This window comes from Azospirillum palustre (assembly GCF_002573965.1).
In the GTDB taxonomy this organism is placed as follows: domain Bacteria; phylum Pseudomonadota; class Alphaproteobacteria; order Azospirillales; family Azospirillaceae; genus Azospirillum; species Azospirillum palustre.
This window is the reverse complement of sequence record NZ_PDKW01000036.1, coordinates 57,689-74,169: the sequence shown is the minus strand read 5'-3', so window position 1 is coordinate 74,169 and position 16,481 is coordinate 57,689. Positions and strand designations below refer to the sequence as shown.

The 16,481-nt window shown below is 62.2% G+C and carries 11 protein-coding genes; 4 read left to right on the top strand and 7 right to left on the bottom strand.

Annotation, left to right across the window (positions count from 1 at the left end; translation table 11 throughout):
* Window positions 1–9 precede the first annotated feature (9 nt).
* Entirely contained in the window at window positions 10–219 is a 210-nt protein-coding gene (locus tag CRT60_RS36040; protein ID WP_161957933.1) for a hypothetical protein, read from the bottom strand.
* Window positions 220–249: 30 nt separating this feature from the next.
* On the opposite strand from CRT60_RS36040, the gene CRT60_RS00735 reads away from it, so the two are divergent.
* The 4 genes from CRT60_RS00735 (at window position 250) to CRT60_RS00720 (ending at window position 9,869) form a co-directional block, all read left to right on the top strand.
* Window positions 250–6,141, top strand: coding sequence for a glycosyltransferase (locus CRT60_RS00735; RefSeq protein ID WP_161957932.1), 5,892 nt, complete (start codon window positions 250–252; stop codon window positions 6,139–6,141).
* 13 nt (window positions 6,142–6,154) lie between these two features.
* Window positions 6,155–8,059, top strand: a complete 1,905-nt coding sequence (gene asnB / locus CRT60_RS00730) for an asparagine synthase (glutamine-hydrolyzing) (protein ID WP_161957931.1) — start codon at window positions 6,155–6,157, stop codon at window positions 8,057–8,059.
* A gap of 90 nt (window positions 8,060–8,149) precedes the next feature.
* A complete protein-coding gene (locus tag CRT60_RS00725) occupies window positions 8,150–9,049 on the top strand; it encodes a class I SAM-dependent methyltransferase (protein WP_098734546.1) in 900 nt (299 codons plus the stop codon).
* Window positions 9,050–9,173: 124 nt separating this feature from the next.
* Complete coding sequence (locus CRT60_RS00720; RefSeq protein WP_098734545.1) at window positions 9,174–9,869, top strand: class I SAM-dependent methyltransferase; 696 nt, start codon at window positions 9,174–9,176, stop codon at window positions 9,867–9,869.
* A 98-nt stretch (window positions 9,870–9,967) separates the two neighbouring features.
* On the opposite strand, the gene CRT60_RS35365 is transcribed toward CRT60_RS00720, so the two are convergent.
* The 6 genes from CRT60_RS35365 to CRT60_RS00695 all read right to left on the bottom strand — a co-directional run bounded on the left by CRT60_RS35365 (window position 9,968) and on the right by CRT60_RS00695 (window position 16,453).
* Window positions 9,968–10,201 (bottom strand): hypothetical protein, encoded by a 234-nt coding sequence (locus CRT60_RS35365; protein WP_143272950.1) that lies wholly within the window; start codon window positions 10,199–10,201, stop codon window positions 9,968–9,970.
* Between the two features lie 26 nt (window positions 10,202–10,227).
* Window positions 10,228–10,848, bottom strand: coding sequence for a hypothetical protein (locus CRT60_RS00715; RefSeq protein ID WP_143272948.1), 621 nt, complete (start codon window positions 10,846–10,848; stop codon window positions 10,228–10,230).
* A gap of 5 nt (window positions 10,849–10,853) precedes the next feature.
* Window positions 10,854–11,174: an NAD/NADP transhydrogenase alpha subunit-like protein gene (locus tag CRT60_RS00710; protein ID WP_098734543.1), complete on the bottom strand. Its 321-nt coding sequence runs from the start codon at window positions 11,172–11,174 to the stop codon at window positions 10,854–10,856.
* A gap of 346 nt (window positions 11,175–11,520) precedes the next feature.
* A complete protein-coding gene (locus CRT60_RS00705; RefSeq protein ID WP_098734542.1) occupies window positions 11,521–12,873 on the bottom strand; it encodes an SEL1-like repeat protein in 1,353 nt (450 codons plus the stop codon).
* 2 nt (window positions 12,874–12,875) lie between these two features.
* The gene (locus tag CRT60_RS00700) at window positions 12,876–14,285 is read right to left on the bottom strand and encodes an HlyD family type I secretion periplasmic adaptor subunit (protein ID WP_098734541.1); all 1,410 of its coding nucleotides are present in this window, start codon (window positions 14,283–14,285) and stop codon (window positions 12,876–12,878) included.
* An 11-nt stretch (window positions 14,286–14,296) separates the two neighbouring features.
* Entirely contained in the window at window positions 14,297–16,453 is a 2,157-nt protein-coding gene (locus CRT60_RS00695; protein ID WP_098734540.1) for a peptidase domain-containing ABC transporter, read from the bottom strand.
* Window positions 16,454–16,481 lie beyond the last annotated feature (28 nt).

The following is a 16,481-nucleotide window of genomic DNA, read 5'->3' as shown; positions in this document are numbered from 1 at the left end:
ATCACCAAATCACAGAAATAAACCCTGGATTCTGGGAAAATCGCTATGGCTTTTGGTGAGATAACCGGCGTATTTCTTGAAGACAACTCCGGATGGGTCGTCAAAGGCTGGGTACACGACAGCGATAACCCCAAATCCCCGATAAAAATTATTGTCTATTGCGACGGCAAGCCCCTGGGTTTGTTCGATGTCGGCCGCCTCGCTTCCGATGCGGATCATGCACCGTCATTGGCCGCCAAGAAATTCTCCATGAAGGTCCCGGACGTCTTTCTCGATGGGGAAGAGCATGTCATGCGCTTCTTTGCCGGAGAGCCGGCGAAGGAGCTGACGTGGCAAACGAGCAACGTCTTCAAGCTGCAGCCGTTCTATGGAGCCGTCGATCCGCTGAAGGGCAATGTCCTGAGCGGCTGGGCGATCAATGGCAGGAGAACGGACAGGACCACGAACATCGAGATCGAGGTGGACGGCGTCTGGCTGGCCAGCCTCGTCTGCAACGAGCCGCGTCCTCACGGCACCGGCCTGGACAGCGGCAAGGCCTGTGGTTTTTCCTACAGGCTTCCCGCCTCGATCTTCGACGGGAAAGACCATGTCGTATCGGTTCTTTTTTCGAACCTGAACAGCCACCTCGACGGAAGCCCCGTCCTGGGGGAACTCAGCAAGATCGTTTCCAACATCGAAAAGGAAGGCCTGCGGTACTTCTGCAGCAACCGGGACGTCATGGAGGATGTCCGGTTCCATGAAGAGCCAAGCGCCTCCTGGCATTACGAGAATTTCGGCGTCAACGAGCAGAGGGAAGCCCCGTCTTCCATCCGGCCGGTGTCGTCGCTGCAGATTTCCCCCGAAGGCGCAGGCGTCATCCAATGCGGTGAACTCGTCGCAAGGTCGGTGACGGGCGACGGGCCGCACCGACAGGTCCGGAGCGCGCTTTGGCTCCGTCTGCAGGATGCGGCGGAGATAACGCCGTCGATCACCGTCCTCGGCATGGACGTCGAAACCGAAGCGGCCGTTCTGGGCTTTCCCAACACCGACCCGAGCATCTTCTGCATCTTCGCCACCGCCGATCTGCCCGCGATGGCGGATGCTTCGACGGTCGGCGTGCGGATCGTCCGCAAGGACGATCCGTCATGCACCCTGGCGGTTTCCGCGGATACCGAACTGTGCTGCGGAGTCAACATTCCGAAGAACGTCACCTCCCACTTCCTGATGGTCGAAGGGTGGCTGATGCGGAAGGACCGGGATGCATGCAGCATCTTCGTCCTGATGAACAACGTTCCCCTGCCGGTCGAGATCCATTGGCGCGACGAGGCGGTGGACGCGCCCTCGGCCTGGCCGGACCCGGCCGCGTTTCCGGTGGTCTGGTGGACCGGGCTGGTCGATGTCAGCCGCTACCCCTCGGGCCCGGCATCGATGTCCGTCACGGTCCTGCGTCAGAGCGACGGTGCCGTGCGCCATCTGAAGGGCGCGACCGTCACGGTGTCCTCCCCCACCCGCTACGCCTTCCCCGAAACCAGGGCGAAGATCGGCAAGCTGTCCAGCCGCCTGTTCGGCATCGCCATTCTCGACGGCGGCCACTGCGATCCGGCCCCTTGGGAAAGCGCCCTTGGGACCATGGATTTTCTCGGCACCTACCCGTCCATCGAAACGCTTATGGCGCAGGACTGGTACAGGCTGGGCAGCGATAATCTCGTCGTCCTCATTCCTCACGATCCGCTGCCGCCCGACCGGGCGCTCCTGAGCAGAAAGATTTCGGATTTCGCCGACGGCGAGGACGGGCACAACCTGATGGTTCCGTCCTTCGACGACCTGTATTCACAGGACGGCACCTGCGTTCTCGCCCGCCGGTCGGCGCTGGATCTGATCGTGGAGCCCGACGCCAAGGCCGGGCAGGACCGGCGCCCGCTGCTGCTGCGGTTGTCGAACGATCAGCTGAGCGTCTGCACGCCGGATTCCGGGCTTGTCCTGCATGTGGAGCACATTCGCAGAGGGGACACGCCGGCGGAGCATCTGGTCATCGAAGGATGGGTCGCCTGCAAGGGCGAGGAGTTCCCCGTCATCGAGCTTTCCGGGCCGACAGGGCCGCTCCCGCTTCATCTGACATTCAAGCAGCGCCAGGATGTCTGGCACCATTTCCCGGATCATGCCCGCTCTCTCTCGACCGGCTTCGTCGGAACGGTCGGGTGGAAGGATCTGGCGGTCGGCTTCAACAGCTACGTGCTTCGCGGGTTCGCCGGACCGCGCAGCACCGACACCGCTTTGCAGGGGGTCGAGATTTCGCCCCTGATCGGCCAGGTCGAGCAGCCGGGAGACGGCGCCGAGGTCGATGCCAAGCTTCTCTTCGTCCGTGGATGGGCGGCTTCCCATGATGAGGCGGCGATCCGCGTTCTGGCGACGGATGGCTGGACCGCGCGGGAGATCCCGGTCGATTGGGAGCAGCGCCCGGATGTCGCACGGCATGTCGGCTGCCCCGCATCGATGCTCCTGGGGTTCCAGGGCTTCCTCGATATCGAAGGCATGGACATCTCCCGGCTGATCATCCGCATGTGCTCGGAGACGGGCATCGCCGAGCGGATCCTCACCGGGCTGACGGTCGCTCCTCCACGGGCCGAGATCCAGGTCCAGAATCCCGTCTGGATCGCCGGCACGCCACGGGTGGCGATCCGGGGCAATGTGGCCGCGCGCCACTCCGACGTCCAGGCGGTCGTCCTCCTCGCCAACGACCGTTTCTATGCCCGCACCTCGGCCGTTCGGCCCGTCACGGAAGCGGGATTGTCCGGCGCCATGCCGCTCGGCATGTACAGCGGCTTCCATCTTGAAGCCGATCTCTCGGACCTGGCCGGACAGACCGTCACCTTGAGCGTGGTGGCCTATATCGACGGCCAGATTCATCAGCTGACGAATTTCTCCGTCACGGTTCCGAAGATGATGGGCGCCGACGGCGACCGGCTCCGCTTCTCCGTCGACTCCCCTCATGAGGGGGAAATGATCGCCGAGAACACGCCGATCCCGGTCACCGGCTGGGTGCTTCAGCTGGACGGACATCCTCTGACCATCCGCGCCTATGTCGACGATACGCTGGTCTACGAGACCGAGGCGCTGCTGAAGCGGGTCGATGTCGATCAGGCCTATAACCTTCCCGCCGACACGCGGTCGAAGGGATTCCGCTTCGTCCTGCCACGGCGGCTCCAGGCGGGCGGGGAGCTGACGATCCGGCTGACCTGCCACGACACCGTCACGGAGGAGACCGCCGAAATCGGCCTGCGGCGGGTGTTCGGCGCGCCCGCCGCGCCGCTGGCCGACAGCCGCCTGTCCCGCTGGCTGGAAGCCAACGCCCTCAATCACCGGTCGGAGGAGGATGCGCGCGCGCTCATGGCCGGCTGGACGGTGCGGCCCAAAGTCTCGATCATCATGCCGCACTACCGGGCCAAGCCGGAATGGCTGGACCGCGCCCTGGAAAGCGTGGATGCCCAGTGGTACCGGAATTTCGAGCTGTGCATCGCCGACGATGGCTCGGGAGATCCCGCCTACGCCGCCAACCTCCGCCGGCTCGCGGACTGCTATCCCTGGATCGTCCTGACCTTCTGCGAGAAGAATGGGGGCATCGCCTCGGCAAGCAACGCCGCCACCGGAATCGCCAGCGGCGACTTCATCCTGTTCCTGGACCAGGACGACGCGATCTCGCCCAACTGCCTGTTCGAGTTCGTGAAGCTTCTGCAGGACGAGCCCGACCTCGACATCCTGTATTCGGACTGCTGCAAGATCGATCAGCTCGGCCGGCTTTTCGACCTGACCTTCAAGCCGGATTACGATCCGGACATGCTGCTGTCCTACATGTACCTGAACCATGCGCTGATGATCCGGCGCAGCCTGTTCGAGAAGGCCGGGCGCTTCCATGCCGGGTTCGACGGGTCGCAGGACTTCGAACTGGCGCTCCGGCTGGTCGAGCAGACCCGGCGCATCGCCCATGTGCCGGCGGTGCTGTACCATTGGCGCGTCCTGCCCGGATCGACGGCGCTTGCCGGCGACGAGAAGCCGGAGTCCTTCGACGCCGGCATCCGCGCCGTCCAGGCAGCCCTGGACCGGCGCGGCCTGTCCTACCGCGCCGTCGACCGGTCCGATTTCGCCGTCCGCTCACGCGCGGGCTTCTACCGCATCGTCTGGGACGCGCCGGAAAAGCCGCTGGTCAGCATCATCATCCCCACCCACAACCAGATGGAGCTGCTGCGCACCTGCATCGACTCCATCGAACGGGTGTCGACCTATTCGAACTACGAGATCGTCATCGTCGACGACCGGTCCGACGATCCGGCCACCCTGGACTATCTGCGTGGCCTCCGCCACACGGTGGTCACGGTGCCGGACCGGGGACAGGGCTTCAACTTCTCGGCACTGATCAATGCCGGGGCGGAAGCCGCCGGCGGGGACTATCTGCTTCTCCTCAACAACGACATCGAGATCGTCACCCCCGGCTGGCTGGAAGAGATGCTGGGCTGGGCGCGCCAGCCCGGCGTCGGGACCGTCGGCTGCCGCCTGCTGTTCCCCGGCGGGCATGTCGTGCAGCACGCCGGTCTGGTCATGCGGCTGAGAGAGGATTCGCCGGGGCACCTGTTCCGCGGCGAACCCGCCTACAGCGGCGGCTATTACGGCTGGTCCCAGATCGCCCGCGGCGTCAGCGCGGTCACCTTCGCCGCCGCGATGATCCCCCGAGCCGTCTTCGACGAACTGGGCGGGCTGGATGCCGATGAATTCCCGGTCGCCTACCAGGATCCGGATTTCTGCATGCGCGCACGGGCGGCGGGATACCGCATCGTCTATACGGCGCACGCCGAGCTGATCCATCACGAGAGCGTATCGAAGCCGCGCACCTTCAAGGATTCGGCCGACCGGATGCGCTTCCATCTCCGCTGGCCCGATCCGGATCCGATGTTCAATCCGAACCTGGTGGGACTTGGGGAGACGCCGGCCGCAACCGACCGCCGTGTCCATCTGACCGCACCGGAGGCCAAGGTCCGGGTCGCGGCGCTGGTCCACAACATGCGTCTCCAGGGCGCACCGACATCCCAGCTTCTGATCCTGCGGGGTCTCGCCCTCCGGCACGGCTTCGACATCCATGTCCTGGCCGTAGACAACGGGCCGCTGTTCGAAAGCTACCGGGAATTCGCCGCGAGCATCACCCGGCTGGACGGGCCGAGCACCGGCTGGAGCCAGCAGGCGACCGACTGGCTGGAGGTGGTCGGTCCCGATCTGGTGTATGCCAACACGCTGGAGACGGAGTGGTTCGTGTCGGCGGCCCTGGCGCTCGGCCATCAGCCCTTCTGGAACATCCGGGAAAGCGCCGTGCCGTCGACCTTCTTCGGCGCGCGCACCCCGCGGACCGGCATGGCGGAACGCTGTCTGGCGGAGTCCGGGCGCATCGCCTTCGTCGCCGAGGCGACGGCGAACCTGTTCCGCAACGCGCGCCTGGCGATGGCGCCCGTCCTGACCATCCGCAACGGCGTCGATCTGGCCGAATTCAGGCCGCGCTCCCCCGACGACACGGTGCGCGACCGGCTTTCCCAGTACGGCATCCCGCCGGACGCGGTGGTGATCGGCACGGTCGGCACCATCTGCCCGCGCAAGGCCCAGCATCTTGCCATCCGCGCCTTCATCGAGGTGCAGAAGATGGTGCCGAACCTGCCGATCTGGTTCATCAGCCTGGGTGAAACGCCGCCGCAGCAGGTTGCCTATGGCCAGATGGTCCGGAACATCATCGCCGAGGCCCCCCATCCCGAACGCATCCTGCTTCTGCCCGAAGACCGGGCGGTCGCCGAATGGTACCGGTGCTTCGACGTGTTCATCCTCGCGGCGCTGGAGGAGTCCTTCCCGCGCGTGGTGATCGAGGCGATGGCGAGCGGGCTGCCGGTGGTTTCCAGCAACGTGTTCGGAATCGCGGAGCAGGTGATCGACGGCGACACCGGCTTCCCCTTCGACCCCGGCGACGTCGAGGGCATGGCGGGCGCCCTGTGGAGACTGTCCCTGGAGCATCCCCTGCGGACCCGGATGGGGAAACGGGGACGGTTCGTGGCGGAGAAGCTCTATGGCATCGACCGGATGGTCGACGCCTATGCCAGGGAATTCCGGCTGTTGCGCGAAGAGTTGGGCTGAGGAGCATTGTTCGATGTGCGGAATTTTCGGCGTCGTGACCCGCAAGGGTGAACAGCCCGACTTCGGGCTTCTGGTGAGTGCCACCGACTCGCTCTACGCGCGCGGCCCTGACAGCAGCGGCCACGCGGTCAGCGGGCGCGTCGCCTTCGGGGCGAGGCGTCTTGCCATCATCGATCTCGACAGCGGCGACCAGCCGATCGAGTCCCGGTGCGGCACCGTGGTGGCGATGCAGAACGGGGAAATCTACAACTACAAGGACTTGCGCGCCGAGCTTCTCAGGCTGGGATATCCCCTGCGCACCTCTGGCGACACCGAGATCCTCACCTATGGCTACATGGCCTGGGGGATCGACGGCCTGCTGGAGCGCCTGGACGGAATGTACACCTTCGCGGTGCATGACCGGGCGCAGGGGGTGGTGCATCTGGCCCGCGACCGGATGGGCGAGAAGCCGTGCTTCTACCACACAGGCGGGCAGGGCCTCGTCTTCTCCTCGCAGCTGCTCACGGTCGCCCGCTGGCCGAGCGTTCCGTTCCGCCTGAACCCCTCCGCCGTCGAAGCCTATTTCGCCCTGCACTTCGTTCCCGGAGAGGAAACGATGCTGGAGGGCATCCACAAGCTGCCGCCGGCCCATGTGCTGACCTATCGGCTGGACGACGACAGCGTCGCGGTGCGACGGTACTGGCAGATCGAACCGCAGCCCATCCGCCCCCCGCTCCACCGCCGCGAGGCGACGGCGGAACTGAGGACGCGGGTGGAGGCGGCGGTGGCCTCGCGCCTGGTCAGCGACGTGCCCGTCGGCGCCTTCCTGTCCGGCGGCATCGATTCCTCCGTCATCGTCGCCTGCATGGCCGAGCGGGTCTCCGACCTGAAGACCTTCAGCGTCGGTTTCGAAGACCGCACGCTCGACGAGTCCCCCTATGCCCTCACCGTCGCGCGCCGCTTCGGCACGGATCACCATCACCTGACCTTCGGGATGAAGGATTTCGAACACCTCATCCCCGACGTGGTCGCCGCGATGGACGAGCCGATCGGCGATCAGGCGATGGTGCCCGCCCTGTGGATGGCCCGGCTGGCCCGCCAGCACGTCACGGTCACCCTGAGCGGCGAGGGTGCCGACGAGATCTTCGCCGGTTACGACTATTACCAGCCGAAGATGCTGCCCGACGACTGGCGGGCGACGGCCTACACCGCCTTCCGGCCGTTCTTCAAGCCGACGGAGACGGAAAGCGCCCTGTTCCACCGGACGAGCAACAGCACGCCGAGCGGCTTCCCCCTGGTCATCGGAGGAGGAGCCCGGGCGGCGGTTCTGCGCCGCGCCGGCATTTTCGAACGCAGCCCGTGGTCGAAGTCCTTCTCCGACGACTTCACGAAGTTCCAGGATCCGCTGCAGGCGGCCTGCTACACCGATCTGGTGACCTGGCTGCCCGACAATCTTCTGGTCAAGTTCGACAAGATGGCGATGAGCGCCTCGCTGGAAGGGCGCTGCCCGTTCCTTCAGCCCGATCTCATCCAGTACGCCCTGGGACTGCCGCAACGCTTCAAGTTCGGCCAACGGGGATCGAAGGAGATCCTGCGCGACGCCTTCGCCGACCGCCTGCCGTCGGACATCCTCAACCGCCGCAAGCACGGCTTCATCCTGCCGCTCAACGCCTTCTTCCGGTCCGATGCCGGCCGCAGCATGGTGATGGACCACCTCGACACCATGCACGACCACGGCATCGTCCGCAGCGACCGCCTGCGCACCATGGTGACCGGCTGGCTGACGCAACCGGAACCGCCGGGCCGTAACCTGATGGCGCTGCTGCTCTACCGGATGTGGCTTTCCCATGCCTACCGGCAGCCGAAGTTCCAGCCTCAGCAGGAAAGCAAGGCTGAACTGACATTTCGAAACGAACAAGCACTTGCTTCTGTCGCATAGGGAAGAAGAAATTTCTGAGAAAGTCCGAGAAATTTTTTAAAAATCACGGTGGTTCCAGTGTCTAAATCCAAAGATAGGCAGGAGAGTTCAATGAGTAAATCGGATGAAAACGCCGACCGCGTTAAAGCACACTGGAATGCACAAAGCGCAAAGAAGTCTCAAGGCTGGACGTCAAATGGAAAGATATTAGAGTATGTTCTTAAAAATATCAGTGGATCTAACAAATTTTGGCTAAATTGGCTGTTTGAAGACCATATCAAACGCCCTATTGATAATCTTCTTTCATTGGGATGCGGCACCGGAGGCCATGAGTTTATCATGGCGAGGACGGGGCTAGTGTCTCATATTGACGCTTTTGACATTTCACCGTCATCCATTGCCAGTGCCCGCGAACGAGCATTGGCTGAAGGGGTCAAAAATATATCTTTTGAAGAGAAATCTTTTGAAGATTTTATCTCAAACCCGCCAAACAAAAAATATGATGCTATCTGCTTCTTTGGCTCTCTTCATCATGTGACGCCAATAGAAGATGTTTTATTTACATGCAGATCTCTTATGTCAGATAACTCAATTCTCATATTCAATGAGTACACAGGATATATGTATGCGCTTCCAAGCCCAAAAACAGAGAGCATAATAGAGGAAATACACAAATGTATACATCCAAAATTTATTAATGATGGATTCGAAAAAGTTAAATTTTTTGATCTTGAGCATATGCTGAAGCATGATCCCAGCGAAGGGGTCAGGGCTCCATTGATTATTCCTATCTTGCGCCAGATTTTTGATGTGTCTTTTCTCAAAGCCACTGCCGGCCCTATACTCCACAGATATTATTCACATCTTAACCACGACTTTGCAAATTCTCACACACCAGAAGCAGAAACAATTATGAATCTTTTGATATTTATCGAAGAAATACTTCTGAAAAATCAGGTTCTCGATCCGGATTTCCACATTGGGATATGCAAGTTGAAGAAAGCACTATGAAATGCTAACGTTTTTGCAAAGGAAAACGGGTTAGAGAACTGCCGATTCCGAGGTGAAGCAAGGGCTTCGGCCATCGAAGCAGGACTTTGATAAAAACTCAAACTCTGCAGGAACAGTGAAGAGCATGTCGCACGTACCGGATGATACAATGCAAAATCGGCTTCGCATTGCAAGTGATTGCGAGGTTAGAGGAGCTGGCATTGAGATTGGAGCTCTAATGAGCCCAATGCTCTCCCCATCTCTCAATTCGAAGTTTGTTGATAGGTTTAAAAAAGAAGATCTTCTTAGCCAGTATCCTGAGCTTTTGCCTGATAGAGAAGTGATAATTAATCCGGATTTTATCTGCTCTGGAGAAACTCTGGATGGAATGGAAAATAATACCTATGATTACATCATAGCTAATCACTTCCTTGAGCATTGCGAGGATTTTATCGGAACATTGAAAAGACACTATGAAGTTGTAAAGCCTGGAGGACGTCTTTTCTATGCGGTTCCGAACAAAGATAATTCCTTCGACAAACCCAGGGATCTTACAGATTTTAATCATCTCTTGAGAGATCACATTCAGGGACCAAAAGTATCTCGCTATGATCATTATGTTGATTGGGTAAAACACGTCTCTAAAATTGAAAATACTCATGTGCAATCTCGCGCTATGGAGTTGATGGATTTCCAATATTCTATCCACTATCATGTCTGGAGCGCACATAGTTTTCCGAAGCTTCTCATGGATAGCTTGGATTTCATTGGAGCAAATATGTATCTTAAGAGATATGAGCTATACGGAGCTGAGCTTATCGCTGTTCTTCAGAAATCCTAAATCAATATATTAAGAAGAATTAAAAATACATTAGAAAATCTGGTTTTTACTAAAAAATCAGGGATCTCGACAGAAAGACCCCTGATTTAATTTCATTACTATTTTGATATATCTTGGTTACATCCAAAATCTGACAAATTTTTTATAACTCTTTCAGCAGGAAATCCTTCCGCTACTCCCTGCATCAAGGGCATGACGGGAGAGAGCGTTTCACCAAGTGCCATACCGCTATCATCGGTGATAATATAGCGCCATTGGATATGGGCCCCTGATAACGCGCCGTCGGGAGACCAGCGGATCAGAAGCTCGTAGGGCTGTCGCGTGGTTTGCATGGATGTCCTCCTGTCGTCGAAAGCGGTCAGGCGACCAAGGCACCGTCCGGAAAGCGCCAGTTGGCGCCGTCGGAAATGGCAAGGCGGCGGTTGGACGAGCCATCCGCAACAAGGATCAGGCGGCCGGCGGCGGCGGCACTGGGCAGGGTCGCCACCGTGAAGCTGCGCAACCGCAGGAATGACGCGCTGTCGACGATCATCGCCGTCACGCTGTTCCCGTGATACACAGCGCCATCGGTTTCGATGCGCAGCCTCTGCAGGTTGTTGCTGCGCAGCTCGACGGGACTGTTCGAATGGCTGCCGACAACGACCGTTCCGGCACCGGTCGGTCCGTACAGGCCGCGGTGCACCGTATCGCCGGCGGTCATGAATCCGTTGATCGCGAACCGCTCACCGCCGATCCCGTTACCGCCGATCTGGATGTTGCCCAGATAATCGATCCGCATCCGCTCGACGCCGCCGGTGGCGAGGGCCAGACGATCGGCTGCGGGGCTGAACAGGCCGGTATCGGCATCGCCCGACACCGACAGTCCCGGCGCCGTCGCGGTGCCGGCAGGAACGGCGGCGGTTCCGGTAAAGACAGGATTGGCGCGCGGCGCCAGTGACGCCGCGTCCACCGGCGGCGATGCATGATAAGGTCCGGTCATGGCGGTCACCCGTAGAACGAGAGGCTGACGGTGGTGTTGGCTGCGGCAGCCAGACCGATGAAACCCGCTCCTCGAACCTGACGGGCAACAGGGTTCAGTTCGGCAGCCGAGCCATCCAGCACATCGGCGGCAGGGACGCCGGCCGCTCCACCGATCCGCGCCCAGAACGGAGCGGTGGCGCTGAACAGGACGATCCGGGCCCCAGCCGGCACCGGGATCTGCCTGGGAGCTCCCGCCGTCAACAGGACGGCCAGGACCGTGTCGGAGGAAGCGATCGCCAGGGACGGACGCCCCATGGCGTCGTCAAGCGCGGTCAGAGATCTCATGAGGTCCCTCCGTGGAAGAAGCCTGTGGCAAAGGCTGAAAACGAAAACGCCCGCACCGGGAGGGTGCGGGCGTGATTCGGGCGTGACGGGTTCGATTGGTACATATCATGAACGGACTGTCAAGCCGACTTTGAAACGCGACGGTCGCGCCATGCCTGCGAAGGCGGGCGACCGCAGCGCCAGATTCACGGATTGCAGGCCGGAGTAGAGCCTGACGTTTCAGGCTCTACGTTCGTTGGCATGGAGAAGCGCAGAGAGAGGTCGCCGATTTCGGCACGAGAACCGCAGTACCTTCAGAACGGCAGATCCGGCTCCCACAACGGGTGGTCAGCCGGAGCCCCAACGATCAGCCCGTCGCCATCAGCTTCGGGTTCTTCTTCCACTCCTCCATGATGACCTGCGCCTTGTGGCGGTCCTCGCTGGTCAACTGGCTGCCCAGCCCATGCGCCTTGGCTTCCAGCGCGTCGCGCTCGGGCCCGGGCTGGGTGCCGGCGGCAGCCATGATGGTCCAGACATAGGCCTGGACAGGGTTGTAAGCCTTGCTGCCCTGATCGGCATAGAGCGCGCCGAGGTTGCTCATGGCGCCGGTGTGACCCTGCGATGCGGCCTTGCGCAGCCAGCCCACCCCTTCCACCAGTTCGGGACGGCCGCCCCAGCCATGGATCAGCATCAGCCCCAGATTGACCTGGGCGCCGACATTCCCCTGGGTGGCCGCCTTGCGGTACCAGAGAGCCGCCTCGGCATAATCGGGCTGGCCGGCAAGTCCGTTGGAATGGATCAGGCCCAGGTTGAACTGGGCGTTGACGTTGCCCTTCTCGGCCGACAGGCGGCACCACTTCAGGGTTTCGCGGTAATCCTTGGGCACGCCCTGGCCACGGGCATAGAGCAGGCCCAGATTGACCTGCGCCACCGGATGGCCCTGCTCGGCCGCCTGACGATAGAACTCCGCCGCGCGGGCCGGATCGGCCTCCACCCCGGTGCCGTGCTCGTAGATGATGGCGAGCGCCAGCTGCGCGTTGGCAAAGCCCTGGTCGGCCGCACGCCCGTACCAGGCGATGGCCTGACCCATGTCGCGCTCCACCCCCTGGCCATTGGCGTAGAAGGAGGCGAGCGCATGCTGGGCCACCGCATAGCCGCTTTCGGCCGAGCGCCGGTACCAGTCGGCGGCCACGACCTGATCCTGCGGCATCCCCTGTCCGAAGGCATGCAGCAGGCCCATGTGGTACTGCGCCTCGGCATGGCCGGCCTCGGCAGCCAGCCGGTACCAGTGCAGCGCCTGGGCGATGTCGGGCGCGATGCCCAGCCCGTTGGGATAAAGCAGGGCCAGGTTGGCCTCCGCCGTCGGCGGGCTGGCCTTGGACACGGTCTTGTACCAGCGCACCGGCAAAGCCGTGTCCTGCGCCGCCCCCTCGCCGTTGGCGTAGCACAGGGCGAGCGAGAACTGCGCCTCGGTGTGGCCCTGATCGGCCGCCTTGCGGAACCAGTGGGCGGCGTCGCCGAAATCGCGCACTACCCCCTGCCCGCGGGCGTAGAGCTGTCCCATACGGAACTGCGCTTCGGCATGGCCGTGTTCGGCCAGCGGCATCCAGTTGGCCACGGCGCCGGCATGGTCATCCGCCTCGAAGGCGGTCAGGCCATGCTGGAAGTCCGGCTTGCGGAAACTGGTGGTTTTGCTTCGCTTCAGCAGTTTGCCGAACACAATCAGGGCTCCCGCAGGCTTTCGTCGAACCCGCGCAGGATGGGGCGCAGGAAATAGGTGATGATCCGGCGTTCGCCGACCTTGATGTCAGCCATCAGCGGCATGCCGGGGATCAGGCGGAAGTTGGAGGGCACATTGTCGAGCGTGGTGGTCAGCAGCCTGATCCGCGCCCGGTAGAAGAGCATGCCGTTCCCGTTTTCCTTGCTGGAGAAGGAGTCTTCGCTGATCGTCGCGACCTCTCCCTCCAGCGACCCGTGCTGCATATAGGGATAGGCATCCAGCTTGACGCGCACCTTGTCGCCGATCTGGACGAAGGCGAGGTCGCGGGCATCGATGTTGGCTTCGACCTCCAGCGGAGCTCCGACCGGCACCAGGGTGAAGAGCGGTTCGGCTTCCTTGGCGATGGAACCGGGGGTGGCCTTGGGTGAGACCTCCAGCACGATGGCGTCGACCGGCGCGTCCAGCTGGACCAGCGACTGACGCTTGCGCGCCTTGGTCAGCTGCTCGCGCAGCGCCTCGCGCTCGTTGCTCTGGGTGGTCAGCTCCTCGATGATCTTGCCGTTCCACTGCTGGATGAAAACGTCGCGCTCCGCCAGCTGGGCCTGCAGATCGTGACGGTTGCCCTGCAGCTCGTTCTGGTTCAGGACCAGATTGCGCTCGATGTCGATGCGGTCGCTGGTGGCCTGCAGCAGGTTCAGCTTGCTGCCGACCTGGGTGGCCAGCAGCGACGAGCGCATGTTCTCGATCTCGCGCACCACCTTCAGCCGCTCGTTCAGGTGCAGGCGGTCCATCTCGTACTTGGAGACGTTGGACTGCAGGCGGGCGAGCTTCTCCTCGTAATTCTGCATCTGCGACTGGTACTGCGCCTGGCGCTCACGCCACAGCGCCTGCTGCAGCGTGCCGTAGCCATAGCGATCCGTGACCGGCACGAGGGGCTTGCCGTCATGCTCGGCCTCCAGCCGGGCGATCTGCGCGTCGGCATTGGCGAGGCGGGATTCCAGCTGCAGCACGTCGGCCTGGGTGAAGGTCGGGTCCAGCGTCGCCAGCACCTGCCCCTGATGCACGACGTCGCCGGCACGGACGAGGACCTGCTTGATCGCCGCCATCTCCAGCGGCTGGACCATCACGTTGGGCTCGGTCGAGATGATCTTGCCCTGGGAGGCGACGATCTTGTCCAGATAGGACATCGACGCCCAGGTGATCGCCCCGATGACGAACAGAGCCAGCAGATGCAGCGTGACGCGCGCCAGGAACGGATCGGGGGCGTTCTGGATCGCCTCCGTATCCTTCTGGAAGGCCCCGATCGCCGCCTTTCCGCGCGCCTTGGCCCGTTTGTCCAGCGGCCCTTGCGGCGCCACATCGTTGGCGGGAACGCGCGCCGTCTCAATTTTCGCAAGCTTATGTGCGGTCAAGGGACGCGCTCCTAGATGTGCCGGTTCTGCTGGTGCCAGAGATGCTGATAGATGTCGCAGCGCGCCAGCAGCTCGTCATGCTTGCCGCTGTCCACCACCTTGCCGCGGTCCATCACCAGGATGGTATCGGACGGCACCAGCGACGACAGGCGGTGAGAAATGATGATCATGGTGCGGCCACGGGCGATGTTCATCAGATTGGCCTGGACGATCGCCTCGCTCTCGGCGTCCAGCGCCGAGGTCGCCTCGTCCATGATCAGGATCTTCGGGTTGGTCAGGAGCGCGCGGGCGATGGCCAGACGCTGGCGCTGACCGCCGGACAGGTTGGACGAGCCTTCCTCCAGCATCGTTTCCAGGCCCTTGGGCAGCCGTTCGACGAACTCGTCGGCGCCGGCCAGATGGATCACCCTCAGGATCTCCTCGGTCGTCGCACCCGGCTTGGCGGCGGAGACGTTCTCGCGGATGGTGCCGGTGAACAGGAAGTTGTCCTGCAACACGACGCCGATCGAGGCGCGCAGGTGATCGAGGTCGTATTCGCGCAGATCCCGGCCGTCGATGCGGATCAGCCCTTCCTGCGCCCGGTGCAGGCCCTGCAGCAGCCTGGTCACGGTGGTCTTGCCGGAGCCGGAGCGGCCCATCACGCCGAGAATGGTGCCCTCGGACGCGGTGAAGGACACCCCGTCGAGCGCCGGCGGCGTGGAGGGGGCATAGCGGAAGCGGACCTCCTGGAACTCCACCGTGCCGCGCAGCGGCGTGCGCAGACCGCGGCCGGTCCGCCCCTCTTCCGGAGCGTGGTTCATGATAGTGCCCAGCATCTGGACCGAGATCGACACTTCCTGGAACTGCTGCACCAGCTGGGCCATCTGCAGCAGCGGCTGGGTGACGCGCCCGGCCAGGATGTAGAAGGCGATGAGCGCGCCCATCATCATCTCGCCGTTCAGCGCCAGATAGGTGCCGAGCCCGAGCAGGCAGGCCATCATCAGCTGGTTCAGCGGCTGTGCGATCGTCTGGCCGATGATCATGATGCGGCCGACGTCGAAGCGCTGTTCGGCGGCGCGGGCGACGCGGTGGTCCCATTCCTGCTTCTGGCGGGAATCCAGCGCCAGCGACTTCACCGTGCGCATGCCGTGGATGTTCTCGATCAGGAAGGACTGCTGGCGCACCTCGGCCTGATAGAGCTCCTTCATCCGGCCTTTGATCAGCGGGATCATGATGCCGATGTTGATCGCCATCAGAATCGAGAATGCCAGGACCAGGAGGGTCAGCGGCAAGCTGTACATGAACATGATCGGCAGGAAGACGACCAGCGAGACCGTGTCCAGCAGCGTCATGAAGAGCTGGCCGGTGAGGAAGTTGCGGATGCGCTCCGCCTGCTGGGCGTTCTTGACGATCTCGCCCGACGATACCCGCTCGAAATAATGCATCGGCAGGCCGACGAGCTTGTTGAAGACCTGGACGTTCATCTTCGCGTCGATCTTCTTCGTCGCGTAGAGCATCAGGTACTGGCGCAGATAAGAGAAGGCGGCCTCGAACATGATGACGCCGACCATGCCGATCATCAGCACGCCGAGCGTGCCCATGCTGCGGTGGACCAGCACGCGGTCGACCACCAGCTGGAAGAAGATCGGCACGGCGAGCGCAAACAGGCTCATCAGGATCGCGGCGATGCCGATGTCGCGGAAGATGCGCTTGTGGCGCAGGATCTCAACCAGGAACCATTTCAGGCCGAAGGGCTGTTCGGTATCGGTCAGGCCGTAGTCGCGCTTCAGCAGCACCACCTCGCCGGCCCAGGCCTGGTTCAGGCGGATACGGTCGACCGGCAGGATCAGCTCCTGGCCTGCCAGCGGATCCTGCAAAATGGCGACGTCGGTGTCGCCCTGCTTGCCGAAGCCGACCACCACCATCGAATTGCCGTTGCGCAGGCGCAGGATGGCGGGGAAGGCATCGTGGAGCTTGCCCAGATCCTCCCAGTCCAGCGTCGTCGCCTCGGCCTTCAGGCCGATCGACTTGGCGACGCGCAGGAGCCGAGCGGTGTCCAGCTCCTCGTTCCCGATGACGTTGCTGTGCTGAAGCCGCTCGGCCGAAACGTCGAGGCCACGCTGACGCGCGACGACAGCCAGGGAATGCAGCCCGGTGTGGGCGCAGGGGACTTCCGCAGCGAGGGTCATGGGAACCGCCGTAAAAAATGTGAAACGC